General features: G+C 39.8%; 11 protein-coding genes. 9 read left to right on the forward strand and 2 right to left on the reverse strand.

Annotated elements, in window-relative coordinates; genetic code table 11:
* Positions 1-2: 2 nt before the first annotated feature.
* Positions 3-344, forward strand: a complete 342-nt coding sequence (locus tag F0361_RS08400) for an MGMT family protein (RefSeq protein WP_138256974.1) — start codon at positions 3-5, stop codon at positions 342-344.
* On the opposite strand, the gene F0361_RS08405 is transcribed toward F0361_RS08400, so the two are convergent.
* Positions 341-1,687 (reverse strand): sensor histidine kinase, encoded by a 1,347-nt coding sequence (locus F0361_RS08405; RefSeq protein ID WP_154918010.1) that lies wholly within the window; start codon positions 1,685-1,687, stop codon positions 341-343. The genes F0361_RS08400 and F0361_RS08405 overlap by 4 nt on opposite strands.
* 1 nt (position 1,688) lies before the next feature.
* Positions 1,689-3,053 (reverse strand): sigma-54-dependent transcriptional regulator, encoded by a 1,365-nt coding sequence (locus tag F0361_RS08410; RefSeq protein WP_138256975.1) that lies wholly within the window; start codon positions 3,051-3,053, stop codon positions 1,689-1,691.
* Positions 3,054-3,262: 209 nt separating this feature from the next.
* Here F0361_RS08410 and F0361_RS08415 point away from each other — a divergent pair, with 209 nt between their 5' ends.
* The 8 genes from F0361_RS08415 (at position 3,263) to F0361_RS08450 (ending at position 17,521) form a co-directional block, all read left to right on the forward strand.
* Entirely contained in the window at positions 3,263-4,609 is a 1,347-nt protein-coding gene (locus tag F0361_RS08415) for a TolC family protein (RefSeq protein WP_154918011.1), read from the forward strand.
* A 19-nt stretch (positions 4,610-4,628) separates the two neighbouring features.
* A complete protein-coding gene (locus F0361_RS08420) occupies positions 4,629-5,879 on the forward strand; it encodes an efflux RND transporter periplasmic adaptor subunit (RefSeq protein ID WP_138256977.1) in 1,251 nt (416 codons plus the stop codon).
* Positions 5,880-5,947: 68 nt separating this feature from the next.
* A complete protein-coding gene (locus F0361_RS08425) occupies positions 5,948-6,643 on the forward strand; it encodes an ABC transporter ATP-binding protein (RefSeq protein ID WP_138257340.1) in 696 nt (231 codons plus the stop codon).
* Positions 6,644-6,743: 100 nt separating this feature from the next.
* The gene (locus F0361_RS08430; protein WP_154918012.1) at positions 6,744-7,511 is read left to right on the forward strand and encodes a head GIN domain-containing protein; all 768 of its coding nucleotides are present in this window, start codon (positions 6,744-6,746) and stop codon (positions 7,509-7,511) included.
* A 3-nt stretch (positions 7,512-7,514) separates the two neighbouring features.
* Positions 7,515-9,863 carry an ABC transporter permease gene (locus F0361_RS08435; protein ID WP_154918013.1) on the forward strand — a complete coding sequence of 783 codons (2,349 nt, stop codon included), beginning with the start codon at positions 7,515-7,517 and terminating at the stop codon, positions 9,861-9,863.
* A gap of 252 nt (positions 9,864-10,115) precedes the next feature.
* Positions 10,116-12,551, forward strand: coding sequence for an ABC transporter permease (locus F0361_RS08440; RefSeq protein ID WP_154918014.1), 2,436 nt, complete (start codon positions 10,116-10,118; stop codon positions 12,549-12,551).
* A gap of 187 nt (positions 12,552-12,738) precedes the next feature.
* The gene (locus F0361_RS08445; RefSeq protein WP_154918015.1) at positions 12,739-15,099 is read left to right on the forward strand and encodes an ABC transporter permease; all 2,361 of its coding nucleotides are present in this window, start codon (positions 12,739-12,741) and stop codon (positions 15,097-15,099) included.
* 10 nt (positions 15,100-15,109) lie between these two features.
* Positions 15,110-17,521 carry an ABC transporter permease gene (locus F0361_RS08450; RefSeq protein WP_154918016.1) on the forward strand — a complete coding sequence of 804 codons (2,412 nt, stop codon included), beginning with the start codon at positions 15,110-15,112 and terminating at the stop codon, positions 17,519-17,521.
* Positions 17,522-17,544 lie beyond the last annotated feature (23 nt).

Below are 17,544 nucleotides of genomic sequence, written 5' to 3' on the forward strand. Positions count from 1 at the left end.
ATATGGCAGATAACGATAATTTTTTTGAAAAGGTCTACGAGGTCGCCATGCAAATTCCGTATGGGAGGGTTACTTCCTATGGTGCCATTGCCAAATATCTAGGGGCCGCCCGAAGTGCCAGAATGGTAGGGTGGGCCATGAACGCTTCCCATACCAGGGACGACATTCCCGCCCATAGGGTGGTCAACAAAGCGGGACTTTTAACGGGAAAGCACCATTTTGAGGGAACAAATCTCATGCAGCAATTGTTGGAAAGTGAAGGTGTTAAGGTCAAGGACAACCAGATACAGGATTTGGAAAAACATTTTTGGGATCCTTGGAAAGAATTGAGAGAAACCAATTAATCAAAGATCAAGGTAAATACCGTGTTTTCATCTGAAAGCACCTGTATGCTTCCCCCGTGCAATCGCATGATTTGTTTGGAAAGACTTAGCCCGATACCTGTTCCGGAATTTTTTGTAGTGAAGAAGGGAACAAAAATTTCATTTAACAATTCAGGAGGGATTCCTACTCCATTATCCCAGACCTGTATAAACTTCTTGTTCATTTCGTTGATACCACAAATGAATTTTATCCTTCCATTCTCCTGACCTTCCAAGGATTGTTTGGCATTCTTGCCCAGATTTAGCAACACTTGCGATATTTGTTGGGAATCAATATATAGCTCCAGTTCTTTCGGGTGGACCCCAATTTCTATTTTCACCGGATTTTCATCCGTCTGTTCCTCTAACAAAAGCTTTACCCTTTCCAAAAGTTTTTTGGCGGAAACAAGCTCTTTTTCTGGCTCTGGTACACTAAGGAATTTACGGTAGGATTGAACAAAACTCATAAGGTCATTCCCTTGGTCCTTGATTACCTCCAATCCTTTTGCCGTATTTTTTATTTGGTCTTTGCTAAATTCGGTAGGATGGGTATTGGAACTTCCCTTCTTGAAATACTTAAGGATGGATTCCGAAATTGAGGTGATAGGAGTAATGGTGTTCATGATTTCGTGGGTGAGAACCCGAATCAGTTTTACCCAAGAATCCGTTTCCTTTTCGTCCAATTCCCGATGTATATCGTGCACCACAACCAATAATAAATCTTGTCCTTCAATGGTCAATGGGGTACATTTAATACTTAAATCCTGTTTTCCCCGTTCATTTCCAAGTTGATAGATTCTATTTTCAAAGGGTTCTAATTTTTGAAAGAGCTGGTATAGCTCTTGGTCTACCTGGTTCAACTGTTTTATATGGTTCAATGGCCTGTAGTTGAGCAGCTCTTGCACCGTTGGGTTGGCAAAAAGGATATGCCCCTTTGGATTTATGGTGAAAATTCCAATATCCGCTTGCCTGAGTATTTCCTGATAGTATTGCTCTTGGGCCTGCTTCTTTAGATGGATATCCTGTATCATGTTATTGAGCATGTTCAAACTATGATTAAGCTCTTCCAGGGATTTTACGCTCAATTTCTCCGGAAACCTCAGTGTGAAATCTTCATTTTTGATGGCATCAAAGAAATAGGCTATTTTTCGATTGGTCTGGTTTACGTAATTGATCAAGGCCGAAGTTTGGGCTATTATAATCAAAATGCCAATACCGCAGCCTACATAACTCTCCTTGAAAAAGAGATATGTAGAGATTACAACGGTAAGGACTATAAAGACAATCCTTAAAACCAACTGAAGATATATATTACGGCTGACCATTTTATTTGGAGGATTTTTTAAGCTTGTTATATAGCGTCTGCCTTGAAATTCCCAATTGTTCGGCTGCGGCACTATAATTACCATCATGCTTGTTCAAGGCGTTGGTAATCATGAGCAGTTCCATTTCCTCTAAAGTGCTGGGAACATTTTCCATGCTAATGGAATTTTTGGGTTCCAATAAAAAATCATCAGGCTTTAAAACATTACCTTCGCTCAAGATGACGGCCCTCTCCATGGTATGAAGCAATTCGCGTACATTTCCGGGCCAAGCATAGGACATCAATTTTTCTTGGGCCTGTTGGTTTATTCGCAGCCCCTGTTTTCCGTACTTGCTGATGAATTTGTTCAAATAGAAATCGGCCAATACCAGTATATCGTTCTCTCGTTCCCTTAGAGGTGGTACTTCTACCCGAATAGTATTTATGCGGTACAGGAGATCTTCGCGAAACAAGCCATCAGAAACCATTTTATCCAAATTACAATTGGTCGCACATATAAGCCTGATATCAATGGGAATGGGTTTGTTGGAACCGACTCTTACAATAACCCGGTTTTGTATGGCGGATAATAATTTGGCTTGCATTTGCAATGAAAGATTGCCTATTTCATCCAGGAATAAGGTCCCTCCATTGGCCGCTTCAAATTTTCCGGCCCTATCTTCCTTTGCATCTGTAAAAGAACCTTTAACGTGTCCAAATAATTCGCTTTCAAATAAGTTTTCCGAAATGGAACCCATGTCCACAGAAATAAAAACCTCATTTTGCCTTGCGGATAATTTATGCAACTCCCTTGCTATAAGCTCTTTACCGGTTCCATTTTCACCGGTAACCAATACGTTCACATCGGTTTTGGCTACCTTTCGTACCAGGGATAACACCCTGTTCAGGGCCTTGGAATTCCCAATGATGTAGTTGGAATTTTGGTTGATTACCTGTTTAAGGTTTGTTTCCTTCTCTTTAAGTTGTACTACTTCTTTTTGTGTTTTTCTAAGCTCATAGGCAGATTTTACGGTAGTCAATAACCGTTCATTGTTCCAAGGCTTTAGGATAAAGTCGGATGCCCCTTCCTTTAAAGCTTCTACGGCAAGGTTTATTGCGCCGTATGCGGTCATCATGATTACAGAAATGTGGGGGGCTTTTTTCTTTATTTCCCGAAGCCAGTAAAGTCCTTCATTTCCGGTATTTACACCAGCGGAAAAGTTCATGTCCAACAAAATGATGTCCAACGAATTGAAATTTGGAAAGGACGTGATTTGATTGGGGTTTGAGATGGTCTGCACGCTCTTATACTCGAATTGCAATAGTATTTCCAAAGCACTTAAAACACTCTTATTGTCATCAATGACCAATATTTTTGCATCCACCATAATTGGGAATAATTTGTGGGTTGATACGGATAAAACTACAAATAGAGGAGATTGGTTTATAGTAAGTGTCAAAATATTTTACAATATCTGTACAACTATTTTACAGTACATTATTATTTTACACCATACCAAAATTTTAATGTATTGAAAATCAATTTTTTGTATTTGTGGCATGTAAATAGTATGTTTTTTGGCATAGCAAAAAAAGTATGATACATTTTCTAAGATTATTACTAATTATCTTTTTATTATGGAGTACGTCCCTAATGGCGCAAAAGTCATGGACCTTGGATGAATGCATCTCCTATGCCTTGGAAAATAACTTACAATTGAACGATTTTGAATATACCAATCTTTCAAATAAGGAGACGTATCGACAGTCTGTACGTAACTTGTTGCCGGTTTTGAACGCCAATTCAGATTATACCATTAATTCAGGTAGGGCCGAAGACCCCAATACGGGTACCTTTGTGGTTCAGGATTTCTTTTCCAATAGCTATTCGTTGCAGTCCAACATCGATTTGTTCAGGGGTTTTCAAAAAATAAATTCCATTAAGGCGTCCAAGTTATTGTACAGTGCCACTAAAGAAGAGGTGTTGCAACAAAAGTATCTTTTGGCCTTTAGGGTAATGCAGGCATTTAACAACATCCAATTTTTTGAGGGCTTGGTAGCCATTGCCAATGAGCAAGTAGATGTTTCCAAAACCAATTATAAACTGGTGGAGAAGCAGATTGAACTGGGATTGATGGCGGGTGCCGATTTGTACGAGGCACAATCCCTTTTATTGGCCGATGAGCTAAACCTAACCCAGTCAGAAAACCAATTGGCTGCGGCCAAGTTAACCCTGATACAGGAAATGAACCTAGAGAATACTTCAGACATTCAAATTATCACGGATATGGGCCACAAGGCAGAAGCCCAAGTTTTAGGGATCATGGAATCTGATTCCGTATACGAGAAGGCTAGGGATTTTTTGCCTTTGATAAAGGCTCAGGAACTACGGGCACAAGCCGCTAAGAAACAGGTGGGCGTTGCCCGTGGAAACCTATATCCGTCGTTGAGCCTTTTCGCGGGTATTGGTACAGGTTACTTTGAAACCTTTCAGGATTCCCTGGGCAATACCTTCCCTTTTCGTCAACAGTTCAGGGACAATACGTCTAGGTTTTACGGTATCAGTCTTAGTGTTCCCATAAGTAATGGATGGTCTGCAAGATCAAGGGTGAAACAGGCCAAAATTGAAAGGTTACGTCAAGAAAACAATTTGGAAGTTCAGGAGCAAGTGCTTTTCCAGACCATTCAACAGTTGGTTCAGGAATACAATTCACTATTGGTGGAAAAGGAACAGAGTCGGCAAAATATGGAAGCACAGCGATTGTCCTTTACCATTGCCCAAAAACGGTACGAGAAAGGCATGATTAACGCCATAGAACTGTTCACCGCAAAAAACCTGTTCGCCAGTGCGCAAAATGAGAATTTGCAAGTAAGGCTAAGATCAGAAATCAATAAAAGCACTTTAGATTTTTATAGGGGACTTCCCGTATTTAACATTAACTAGAATTAGATTAGAGAATAGCATGGATATTAAATTAGAAAAGAAAAAAGGATTGCGACCCAAACACTACGGGTATATAGCTTTGGGGTTATTGTTGTTATTTGTGGGGTATCAATTGCTTTTTGCCAGTTCTATTTCCACATTTAGAACAGAAAAGGATAAACTTTCCATTGCAGAAGTGTCCCAGGGCAAGTTTGATGATTACATCACTATAAACGGGAATGTAGCACCGATCACCACCATTTATATGGATGCTTATGAAGGTGGAAGGGTTACCGAAAAATTGATCGAGGAAGGTGCCATGGTCAAAAAGGGGGACATTATCCTAAAACTGGAAAACATGAACCTGTACGAGCAGATTTTGGCCAGCGAAAGTAATTTGGCACTAAAACAAAATGACCTTCGTTCTACAAAACTGACCTTTGATTCTCGCCAAGTGGAGGGTAGGCGGTCCTTGGCCACTGCGAGTACGGACCTTCAGCGCTTAAAGCGAAATTATGAACAGAATAAGGCCCTATATGACGAGGAACTTATTTCCCAGGAAGCCTACCTCACCTCAAAGGAGAACTATGAGCTGTCCCAAAAGCAATATGAAATAATCAAGCTTCAGACAGAGAACGATGATGAGTTACGAGAAACGTCCCTGACGGGTTTGGATAATGATTTGGCAAGAATGCAGAAAACTTTGGGGATGGTCTACCAAAGATTGGACCACTTAAATGTTAGAGCCCCCGCAGATGGCCAATTGGGCTTTTTGGATGCCGAAATTGGGCAGAATATTTCCCAAGGACAACGAATAGGTCAAATAAATGTGCTAACGGATTATAAGATTGAAGCGGATATAGACGAGCATTACATTGACCGTGTGAAAAGGGATTTGAACGCTGTACTTGAGCGTAACGGAAATGAATTTCCCTTACGGGTTAGAAAAGTGTATCCTGAAGTCCGCAATGGAAGGTTTCGGGTAGATTTGGTCTTTACGGAAGAAAAACCGGAAACAATACGTACTGGTCAAAGCTACAACATACGATTACAATTGGGAGAATCCAATGACGCTTTGTTAATACCAAAAGGAAGCTTTTTCCAAAGTACAGGAGGACAATGGATTTTTGTAGTAGGTAAAAACGGGGAAGAAGCGTTAAAAAGGCCTATCAGAATTGGGAAACAAAACTCAAGATTCTATGAAGTGCTTGAAGGATTGGATGCAGGTGAAAAAGTAATCACCAGCAACTATGACAGTTTTGGGGAAGCAGAAAGAATCGTACTAAAATAAATTAGAAAGTGTCACATCAAGCGCAGTCGTGGTGTCTTTATAACAATCAATAAAATCAAAAAAAGATGATGATAACTATTACGAATTTAAAAAAGAGCTTTCGTACCGAGGAAGTGGAAACCTTAGCATTGAATAACGTGAACCTTAAAGTAGAGGACGGCGAATTTGTTGCCATCATGGGGCCTTCGGGTTGCGGCAAATCCACCTTGTTGAACATTATAGGCATGTTGGACAACCCTACCGATGGAAGTTACAATTTTGCGGGCCATGAAGTAGGTGGGCTAAAGGAAAGCCAGCGTACCCAATTGCGAAAAGGTAACCTTGGTTTTGTATTCCAAAGCTTTAACCTGATCGATGAACTAACGGTTTATGAAAATGTGGAACTACCCCTCATCTATCTAAAAATGGGGAAGAGTGAACGTAAGGAAAAGGTAATGAAAGTGCTGGAGCGTATGAAAATTGCGCATCGTGAAAAACACTTTCCACAGCAATTGTCCGGTGGACAACAACAACGTGTGGCCATTTCCCGTGCCGTAGTAACCAATCCAAAATTGATATTGGCGGATGAGCCCACAGGTAACTTGGATTCCAAAAACGGTATCGAGGTCATGAATTTGCTAACAGAGCTGAACCAAGAAGGAACGACCATAGTCATGGTTACCCACTCGGACAGAGATTCCCATTATGCGCATAGGGTAGTTAACTTATTCGATGGACAAATCGTTACTGAAAGCCAGAACCGAGCAATTGGGGCCATGATTTAAAAAGGAGTTTATTCACTAGCCCTGATCGAGCTTGTGCTGACCCAAGTCGAAGCAAAGGGTCAATCAAAAACAATCAAAAACAATTAAAAAACGAACGGTCATGAAAATTTTCAAAAGTAAGATTCCATTTTTTAAAACAATCTCAGTTGCATTCACTTTTTTATTCGCAATTACATCGGTTTCTGCCCAGTTAGAAAAAGTAGTGGACCCTTTTGAAAAGGTGATCGTAAGCCCACATATTGAAGTGACCTTTGTAGAAGGTACTACTGAAATGGTGGAAGTACATGCTAGCACCCAACCGCTTTCAAAATTGAATATTGAAGTTATTGGCAAAACCCTTAGACTGTACCTAGATGGCGCCAAGACCTACACGGAAAGTAAAGACATAGAGGGAGATAATTATGATTACAAAGTTCCAATCTATAACGGCACAGTGGTCAAGGCCACGGTTACTTATAAAAACCTGGAAGAATTGTCTTTGCGTGGGGAGGAAAAATTCATTTGTAAAAGTACAATCGACCAAAATGATTTTACCCTTAAAATCTTTGGCGAATCTCAAGTGTATTTTAACGAAGTCAAATTAGGTGATTTGTCCACGACCATTTATGGAGAAAGTTTTCTTGAACTTAAGGAAGGTAGTATTGACAGCCAAAAAATTACCGCATATGGAGAATCCAAGGTAAATACTTTGAATGTTCATTGCAACAAGGCAAAAATAACGGCCTATGGCGAAGGTAGTTATCGACTATCGGTAAAGGACAAGCTAAAAGTCACGGCATTTGGCGAAGCTACCATTTCCTATGAAGGTTCGCCCGAAGTTAAAAAGGGAATCGTTATTGGCGAGGCCACCATCCAAAAAATGAATTAGACCATGTTTAAGAACCATCTAAAAATCGCTTGGAGGAATCTTTGGAAAAAAAAGGATTATGGCCTACTTAATATTTTTGGGTTGTCCATTGGGATTACTTGTGCCTGTATCATTTTGCTATGGGTAGAGGATGAACTCAACTATGACACCTATATAAGCAAACAGGATCAAATATATTACTTGCCTACAAATCAGAAATACGATGGGGAATGGCGAACGTTTTTCGAAGCTACACCTGGACCCTTGGCAGAGAATCTTAAAAACGAAGTTCCCGGTATCGTTCGTGCGGCCCGCACCAAATCGGACAATCTATTGTTTCAGGTAGGGGACCACTCGTTCACAAAAAACGGCAGATACGTAGACCCCGATTTTCTGGAAATGTTCGATTTCCATTTTTTAGAAGGGGGTAAGGCTGTAGATTTTCATAGTACCGATATAATTTTGATTTCTGAAAGCCTGGCAAAAAACCTATTCGGTGAAAGTCAAGCGGCACACAATAAAACTGTAAGGATAAATAACCAATCAACTTATACCATAGCTGGGATATATAAAGACTTGCCCAAGAATGTAACTTACACATACGATTGGGTCGCTCCGTTTGAAATTTTTGCCCAGGGAAAAGCATGGATAAAGGAATATGGTTCCAACTTCGCTGACACTTTTGTAGAACTTTCTCCCCAAGCCAACTTTGATGAGGTCAATAGGAAGGTAAAGGAACTCCTACCTGCCAAAACCGAAGACGATGAAATCTACGCCTTTTTACATCCATTAAAGGATTGGCACTTAAGGTCAACTTTTGAAGGAGGTATAAACGTTGGCGGGCAAATAGTATATGTAAAACTTTTTAGTCTAATTGCTTTGGTGATTTTACTGGTGGCCTGTATCAACTTCATGAATTTGGCAACTGCGCGAAGTGAAAAAAGAGCAGGTGAAGTGGGTGTAAGAAAGGTTTTGGGCTCCAGTAGGCAAGGATTATTGTCCCAATTTATGACCGAAGCTTTGCTGGCTTCTTTCTTTGCTTCCTTTTTGGGCATTTTGCTGATTAAGCTAGTTTTGCCCTATTTTAATACCATTATTGGAAAGTCCCTCACCATAAGTTTTTTCGACCCCAAACATTGGATGGTTTTTCTGGCTATAGTCCTTATTTGTGGAATTGTGGCCGGATTGTATCCCGCTGTTTACCTGTCATCCTTCAAACCTGTTTCAGTCTTGAAGGGAACAATTAAGACCTCTGGAGGTGCAAAGGCAATCCGTAAGGGGTTGGTGGCTGCCCAGTTTGTGGTTTCCATTGTCTTTATCATAAGCACATTGATTGTTTATCAGCAAGTACAACATGTAAAGTCTAGAAATCTTGGTTACGACAAAGACAATGTAGTAAGAATACCTGTGAATGGGGATATTATAAAAAATCTAAATCCTATAGAAGAAGATATGATTGCCACTGGCAATATTGAAAATATTGGGGTTAGTAACTCTACAATTTTATCAGGGGGAAATAATACCTCTGGGCTATCCTGGCAAGGCGGTGTGAATACAGAGGGGGTTTTGGTCTCTATACGGCAAATAAGTACCAATTTTTTCAATACCATGGGAATGCAATTGGTGGAAGGAAGAGGATTTAGCGATAACCCAGCTCAAGATAGTACCAATATAATAGTTTCGGAGTCCTTTGCGAAACTCATGGGTCCCGGCAGTGCCATTGGAAAAACGGTGGAAAATGATTATCCGGTAATTGGGGTGGTAAAGGATTATTTATATGATGATATGTATGGTTCCGGTGACCCTGTAATTTTCTTTAACGACCCTTCTGAGGCTCGATATCTTTACGTTAAAACAAAAAATGGAGTGCCTACCGAGCGGGCACTTGCCTCTGTAGAAGGAGTTTTGAAAACACACAATCCTGCATTTCCTTTTGAATATGAATTTGTGGATGACGCCTATGAAGCCAAGTTTAATAAGGAAAGGCTTATTGGAAATCTTTCAAAGGTTTTTGCACTTATCGCAATTGCCATTTCATGTCTTGGTCTTTTTGGATTGTCCGCCTTTACTACGGATCAGCGTAGAAAGGAGATTGGTGTCAGAAAAGTATTGGGTTCAAGTATATCAGGGATTGTGGGCCTTTTATCAAAGGACTTTTTAAAGCTTGTGGTCTTAGCATTTATTCTAGCGGTACCCATCGCTTGGTATCTTATGAAGAATTGGCTGGAAGGCTTTGCATACAGAATATCAATAAATATATGGGTGTTTATAATTGCGGGATTTGCCGCTGTTACCATCGCACTTTTAACTATAAGTATTCAAGCATTTAATGCCGCTACGTCGAATCCCGTCAAAAGCCTACGAACGGAGTAGCACAATACAATATCGTTTTCCGATTTAAATGTATTGATTATAAATAGATAATAGTGCTTTTTTAAGAAGCTGCCTGTAAATAAACTGTACACTTTCTGTCAAAAAAATTTACACCCTTAAAAAGAAAAATTATTCAAGTGCCTGTAAAACAAATGATTGTCTAATTGGCACGGAATTGGACACAACATTATATGATCCATTACGTCAACCTGTACCGAGGTAGTGGAAGCATCAATCAAAAAATCGTCGATCATGTTTAAAAATCACATCAAAATCGCTTGGAGGAGTTTAAAAAAGCAACCATTTTTTACCTTCCTCAACACCTTCGGACTTGCCATTGGTATGGCAGGAGCCCTACTTATTTCATTATATATCTATGATGAATTGACCTATGATACCATGTTTAAGGATGCAGACCGAATCTATAGGATTAATGCGGATATTAAATTTGGAGGCGATGCCCGAAAGTATGCCGTAAGTCCTGCACCAATGGCAGATGCCTTACAAAGTGATTTTTCTGAAATTGAAGTGGTTACCAGGTTTAGGACTCGGGGTAGTGCTTTGGTCAGGAAAGCAGATGCTGAAGCCAACGTCAAGGAGGAGCAAACTACTTTTGTGGATGCCACTTTTTTTGAAATGTTCGGGATTGAGCTGTTGGCTGGTGACCCAACTACGGCCTTAAAGAATCCAAACTCAATCGTAATGACAAGGACTGCTGCAGAAAAGCACTTTGGAGTGACCAATGCGGTGGGTCAAGATTTAATATTGAACAATGAAGAGCCATTTACGGTTACAGGGGTAATTGAAGATTTACCCAATAACTCTTTTCTTAGGGACTACAGTTTGTTCGAGGCTATGGCAGGCAACGAGGATGCTCAGACCGTAAATTGGGGAAGTAATAACTATCAAACCTTTTTCAAACTAATTCCCTCTGCAGATGTGGAGAGTATAAAAGAACCGTTGCAAGGATTCTTGGGTAAATATCTAATTCCATGGGCCCAAAGTTTTATGCCTGGTATTACCGAAGAACAATTTGCTGCTGCTGGAAACTATTTGAATTACAGTACGATCCTTTTGACCGATATTCATTTAAGCTCCAATTTGGTTGCCGAAATGAGTTCTAACAATGATATGCAGAGTATTTATATTCTGTCCTTTATCGCTGTTTTTCTAGTGGTTTTGGCCTCTGTTAATTTCATGAATCTTTCCACGGCACAATCCTTGAAACGGGCCAAGGAGGTTGGTGTCCGTAAAACCTTAGGCTCCAATAAAAGGGATTTGGTAAGGCAGTTTCTGGTAGAGTCTGGTCTAATATCTTTTATATCGTTGCTTTTGGCACTGGTTTTGGCCGTATCGGCCCTACCCTTTTTTAATGAGCTGGCGGACAAGGACATTTCACTTCCGTTTCTAAGTCCTTTCTTTTGGTTGATTCTTTTTGGAGGGGTTATTGTACTTGGATTATTTTCAGGAAGTTACCCGGCATTTTTTATGTCAAGGTTTATTCCCGTGAACGTGTTAAAGGGAGGTGGACAAAGTAGTGTAGGGGGTGGAAAAATAAGGAACTCTCTAGTGGTCTTTCAGTTTGCCATATCGGTGTTTTTGATTATCAGTACTTTGGTGGTGTATCAGCAATTGAAATATATACAGAGCAAAGATCTTGGGTTTTCTAAAGATCAGGTACTAGTAGTGAACGATGTCTACACTGCGGGTAGCAAGGCCAACTCGTTCAAGGAACAGGTAAAGCAATTAAGCTTTGTTAAAAACGCCACATTGAGTAGTTTTTTTCCAACGCCTTCCAGTCGGAGTGATAGTACTTTCGTTCCTGAAGAAGGGCTAACAGATCAGGAAAATGCGGTAAGTATGCAAACTTGGGGCGTGGATTATGATTATGTGCCTACCATGGGATTCGAATTTGTTACTGGTCGTAATTTCGATGAAAATTTCGGCAATGATTCAACGGCGATCATAGTCAATGAAACTGCTGTAAAAGTAATGAAACTAACCCCCGAGACTGCCTTGGGGGAAAGATATTCACCTGACTTCAATGCTGAAAACCCCGAGTTCTTTACCATCATAGGAGTGGTTAAGGATTTCCACTTTGAAACCATGAAGGAGGAAATAGATGCATTAAGTCTAAGATTGGCGAACAACGCTTATGCCATGGCTATCAAAATTGAAGCTGGAAACTTTGAAAATGCGGTTTCAAAAATCGAGAATGTATGGAACAATATTGTTCCGGGAGAACCCTTTAACTACTATTTCATGGACGACTCCTTCAACGACTCCTACCAGAGTGAGCGTAGATTGGGAAATATTTTTGTCATATTCACTGTACTGTCCATCTTCATTGCTTGTTTGGGATTATTTGGATTAGCTGCCTTCAATGCCGAAAAGCGTGTTAAGGAAATAGGTGTACGCAAAGTGCTTGGAGCGAGTGTGATGCAAATTTCGGTAAAACTCACCATGGATTTTTTAAAGTTGGTGGGCGTGGCCATTTTAATTTCTTTGCCACTAGGATGGTATGCCACGAACAAGTGGTTAGAGGATTTCTCCTATAAAATTGATATTCCATGGTGGGTGTTCGCTCTAGCGGCCTTTTTGGCCATAACCGTTGCGGTCATTACCGTGAGCTATCAAAGTATCAAGGCTTCCATTGTGAACCCAGTTAAGAGCTTAAGAACCGAATAGGGCCTAACCCCTATGCGTATAGCTATCAGGACCACCGCAAGCAGAGGGTGCTTGGATACAACAGAATGTGAAAGGTTATTTCCAATCTATTCAAAGGATGGTGTGCGAAATCCAAAAGGAATGAAAAATAAAAATCTATCTTATTCAGCTGCCTTCCCCTTGGGGAGGGGCTAAAACGAATTAAATAATGCTCAAGAACTATTTAAAAATAGCCTGGAGAAACTTAATTAGAAACACAAGTTTTTCTCTATTGAATATCCTTGGATTATCCATTGGCCTGGCCATGACTACATTGATTGTTCTATGGATAAACTATGAGTTGGGGTTTGATAGATTTCATGAAAAAATAGATCGCATATACGAGGTGAACAACCAATATATGGTAGATGGCGAAATCTGGACATGGAATTCTACCCCAAAAGCTATGGGACCTGCCATAAAGAACGACTATCCTGAAGTAGAGAAAGAAACCCGGTATTTTTATGACAATACCTTCCTGTTCGCTTGGAACGACCAAAAGATAAAGGCAACCGGAACCATGGTAGACCCGGATTTTTTGGATATGTTCTCATTTCCGTTGATTCAGGGTGATCTAAACACCGTTTTGAGCGATGTTAATTCGGTGCTTGTAACAGAGTCCTTGGCGAAAAAGATTTTTGGAAACCAGGACCCTATGGGTAAAATGGTGAAAATTGATAACCGGGATACTTTTAAGGTGACTGGAATATTAAAGGATATACCGCCAAATACACAGTTTACATTTGAGTTTTTAATTCCATGGTCCTATTTGACCCAAAAAGGCTGGGACGATGAAAACTGGGGGAATAATTCGGTAGCCACCTATGTTCTTTTAAAGGAAAATACAGATATCGACACTTTTTCGGAGAAGATAGCTACGCTGCGGAAGAATTATGACAAGGATACCCCCGATATGAAAACACTGTTATACCCGTATTCCCGTATGTACCTATATGGGGAATTTGAAAATGGTGTGGAAAAGGGAGGCAGGATTGATCTGATACGAATGTTCGGGCTTATTGCCATAATAATTTTGATTATTGCCTGCATCAATTTTATGAACCTTAGCACGGCACGTAGTGAAAAGAGATCCAAGGAAGTTGGTGTACGTAAGGTATTGGGTGCTCCTAGAAAGCTGTTGATTGGGCAATTTATAGGAGAATCTGTACTTATTACCTTCATTTCCGCAACTTTTGCAGTCATTATCGTATTGTTATTGCTTCCCTCTTTTAACGATTTGGTGGAGAGGCCTCTTTCTTTAGATTTGACAAGTATCGGTTTTTGGATCTTGGCTACAGCGGTTACTATTTTCACGGGATTGTTGGCCGGTAGTTATCCGGCCCTATATCTATCGGGATTCAAACCATCATCGGTATTAAGGGGTACTTTTAAAAAAGTGGATGCGATGGTTACACCAAGAAAAGTGTTGGTCATTCTTCAATTTTCGGTAGCTATAGTACTTATAACCGCTTCCCTGATAATTACTCAGCAGCTTCATAAAGTTCAAAATAGACAATTGGCATACGCTAAGAACAACCTGATCTATAGCTCTCTTGAAGGTGATATGGAGAAGAATTATGATTTGATAAAGACCGAATTACTTGAATCCGGGGCCTTTACAGCGGTAACCAAGACCAATTCACCTATTACTGAGAGTTGGAGCAATACTTGGGGTTTTGAGTGGGAGGGTAAAAATGAGCAGGATAAGACCATTGTTCATAGACTGATTTCAGATGATGATGTTGTAAATACGATGGGACTCGAACTTATAGAAGGGAGGGATTTTGATCTTCAAAAATATCCAACAGATTCTACCGCAGCAATTTTAAATCAATCTGCCTTGGAATTAATGGGCTTTGAAGACCCTATTGGTAAGAAAATAAAGGACAATGGAATAGATTGGCATATTATAGGGGTGGTGAAGGACTTTGTTTACAATTCTCCCTTCCAAAAAATAGAACCTATGGTTATAGAAGGTGCCAAAGGATGGTTCAATGTCATTCATATGAGAATGAACCCAGAGGTGAACACGGCCCAAAATTTGGCCGTGGCCGAACGGATTTTTAATAAATACAATCCGGAATATCCCTTTAATTATGAATTTGTGGACGCCGCTTATGCCAAAAAGTTCAATGACCATCGCACCACTGGGAAACTAGCCAATATATTTACGCTTTTGACCATTTTTATCTCCTGCCTGGGCTTGTTCGGTTTGGCAAGTTATGTTGCGGAAAATAGGATCAAGGAAATTGGGGTGCGAAAAGTCCTTGGTGCTTCCGTGAGAACCATTACAGGCCTACTTTCAAAGGATTTTTTGAAGTTGGTTTTTATTTCCATTCTTATTGCCATACCGGTTTCTTGGTATTTTATGAGCAATTGGCTGGAAGAATTTGCCTTCAGAATAGATATATCATGGTGGGTTTACCTCATATCCGGAGGGTTGACCCTGATAGTTGCCTTTGTTACCGTTAGTTTTCAAGCAATCAAAGCCGCAAGAGCAAATCCAATAAAAAGTTTACGAACAGAATAAAATTAAAACAATGATACATACAAGCCTAAAGATAGCCCTTAGGGGATTTATCAGAAATAAATTTTTTACGGCAATTAATCTTTTTAGCTTGGTAGCAGGGTTGTTCGTTGTTTTTATCGCCATAAGCTATTTGGAATATGAGTATAGTTACGATAAGTATCACAAGAATTCCGAAAATATTTATAGGCTTGGGCGCACCACACGTTCCCAAGATTATAGTATTGTAGGGTTTGAAAGATGGAACGAGTCCACAGCTGACGAACAGTTAAATACCATTAAGGGTTTAAAAAATATTCCTGGCGTGAAAACAGCGGCCCAGTTTATTACTTCGGAAAACTTGGAGTATATAGAAATGAATGAAAAGAGGATTCAGGAAAAAGGGTTTTTAACAACCAACACCCCATCAGAATTTGTTAACCTATTTTCGTGGAAAACTTTGGAAGGGAACTTGGATGACTTCGGCCAAAACCTGAACAAAGTTATTTTGACGGCTACTACGGCAAGAAAACTAGTTGGGGATAATTCAGACGATTTTTCTAAAATTATTGACCAAAACCTAAATATTATGGGAGACAATTATAGCGTTTCTGCCATAATTGAAGATGTTCCCAGCAACTCCCATTTTGATTTCTCCATAGCCATCAATAAACCGAGGATTGATTATTGGGGGAGTAGAATCTATTTGGGACTAGCTGAAAATGTAAATTATCTCGATATATCCGAAAAAATCAATGCTGCGGTGGGGACCTTTAATCCTACTTTGGTAAATGATCCCTATTATAAAAAACACTTTTTACAACCTATAGAGGATATTCATTTAAAATCGAATATTCTTTATGAATTAAAAACGCCGGGGAATTACTCGTTTATAACCTTGATTACCGGTTTTGCCCTGTTTATTCTTTTGATCACCTTGTTCAATTATGCAAATTTTACTTTGGCGACGAAGTCAAAACAGGGAAAGTCTATCGGTATTAAAAAAGCCATGGGAGCCAAGAACAGTTCGGTCGCATTTCAATTTATGCTCGAGGGGGTTGTATTGGCATTAATATCCTTACCGCTTTTGGCGATTTTGATGCATTTAGTGGTTCCCTACTTTAACGATTTGATGGGTGTGGAGATCAGTGAAAATTTCTTAAACAACCCCGAAATCTTGGTGATGATGGTCGCCCTGGCCGTAATTTTAGGGCTATTGGCGAGTATTGCCCCTGCCATTTTGTTCTCCAACAAAAAGACGTTGAGCCTGTTCAAGGAAAATTTAAAGGACAATAGGTTCGAACATTTTTCAATTCGGAAGTATTTGGTCATAAGTCAGTTTGCCATTCTCATTATCATTATTTCTGTTTCTTATTTCGTGAACGGACAGATGAATTATATTCAAGACAAGGACCTGGGTTTCAACAGGGAGGGTATATTATATACCTATTCCTCTGGGGAGAAACTAGACGCTTTCCAAGAAAAATTGCGTCAGATACCAGAGATAGAATATGTGGGTAATGGATCTAATCTAGGTATTGAAACCTATAATCAGGGTACTTATCAATTACAAGGGGTAGATGTCATTTTTGATGATGCCAATCAATTGTATTTAGACTATGAGGCCGTTAAGGCCTATGGTATTGAAACCACCCTGAACGTCGAAGCCCCATTAGAAAGAACTACGATTATAAATAGAACTGCGGCAGAAAAATTTGCCAAAGCTAAAAATGTTTCACCAGAGGAATTAATTGGGACCGTGGTCATTACGGAACCCGAATATATTTCGGAAGATGGCCAAGTGGGGTTTCCTTTCACCATTGGAGGTATATTTGAGGATATCAATCTCTTTTCTTTGAAAGAGGAAGTCACCCCTTATTTTATCACACTTTCCCCAGCGGTACGAATGAACGGTAGGAGCATTATATCTTTTGACCCAAAACAAAGAGCCGAAGTTGTAAGCAAGATCAACCAAGTATATGAAAGCCTGAACGAGCCTTTTCCTTTGGAAGTCAATTTCTTAAGTGATAATCTTGCCGGACTCTACAAACAAGAACAACAGGCTCTTGAATTGATTTTCCATTTAAATATTTTGGCGATTCTTCTATCCGCTATAGGTATTGTAGGGATAACGATTTTCTTGGTTCTTGCTAGGAGAAGGGAAATTGGCATTCGTAAGGTTTTGGGTGCTTCAGACGGTCATATTATCAAAACAACGGTAAAGGAATACATTTTTTTTAGCGTGATTGCCTTGTTGATAGGATGGCCAATTGCCTACTACGGAAGTAATAAGTGGTTGGACGGATTTGCCTATAGGATCGAAATACGGCAGTATGTCTTTTTAATTGTTGGCTTGCTGGTTTTTGTTGGAACCTCAGTTCTTGTTGGAATAGTTGCTCTTAATGCTGCGCAAAAAAATCCTGTAAAAAGTTTACGCACGGAGTGACACAATTATAAAAAAAGATAGTC

It is taken from the genome of Maribacter flavus (assembly GCF_008386635.1).
In the GTDB taxonomy this organism is placed as follows: Bacteria; Bacteroidota; Bacteroidia; order Flavobacteriales; family Flavobacteriaceae; genus Maribacter; species Maribacter flavus.

Excerpts from the sequence above, each read along its gene's own strand:
- F0361_RS08400 (WP_138256974.1), top strand. The coding sequence starts at position 3 with ATGGCAGATAACGATAATTTTTTTGAAAAGGTCTACGAGGTCGCCATG.
- F0361_RS08405 (WP_154918010.1), bottom strand. The coding sequence starts at position 1,687 with ATGGTCAGCCGTAATATATATCTTCAGTTGGTTTTAAGGATTGTCTTT.
- F0361_RS08410 (WP_138256975.1), bottom strand. The coding sequence starts at position 3,053 with ATGGTGGATGCAAAAATATTGGTCATTGATGACAATAAGAGTGTTTTA.
- F0361_RS08415 (WP_154918011.1), top strand. The coding sequence starts at position 3,263 with ATGATACATTTTCTAAGATTATTACTAATTATCTTTTTATTATGGAGT.
- F0361_RS08420 (WP_138256977.1), top strand. The coding sequence starts at position 4,629 with ATGGATATTAAATTAGAAAAGAAAAAAGGATTGCGACCCAAACACTAC.
- F0361_RS08425 (WP_138257340.1), top strand. The coding sequence starts at position 5,948 with ATGATAACTATTACGAATTTAAAAAAGAGCTTTCGTACCGAGGAAGTG.
- F0361_RS08430 (WP_154918012.1), top strand. The coding sequence starts at position 6,744 with ATGAAAATTTTCAAAAGTAAGATTCCATTTTTTAAAACAATCTCAGTT.
- F0361_RS08435 (WP_154918013.1), top strand. The coding sequence starts at position 7,515 with ATGTTTAAGAACCATCTAAAAATCGCTTGGAGGAATCTTTGGAAAAAA.
- F0361_RS08440 (WP_154918014.1), top strand. The coding sequence starts at position 10,116 with ATGTTTAAAAATCACATCAAAATCGCTTGGAGGAGTTTAAAAAAGCAA.
- F0361_RS08445 (WP_154918015.1), top strand. The coding sequence starts at position 12,739 with ATGCTCAAGAACTATTTAAAAATAGCCTGGAGAAACTTAATTAGAAAC.
- F0361_RS08450 (WP_154918016.1), top strand. The coding sequence starts at position 15,110 with ATGATACATACAAGCCTAAAGATAGCCCTTAGGGGATTTATCAGAAAT.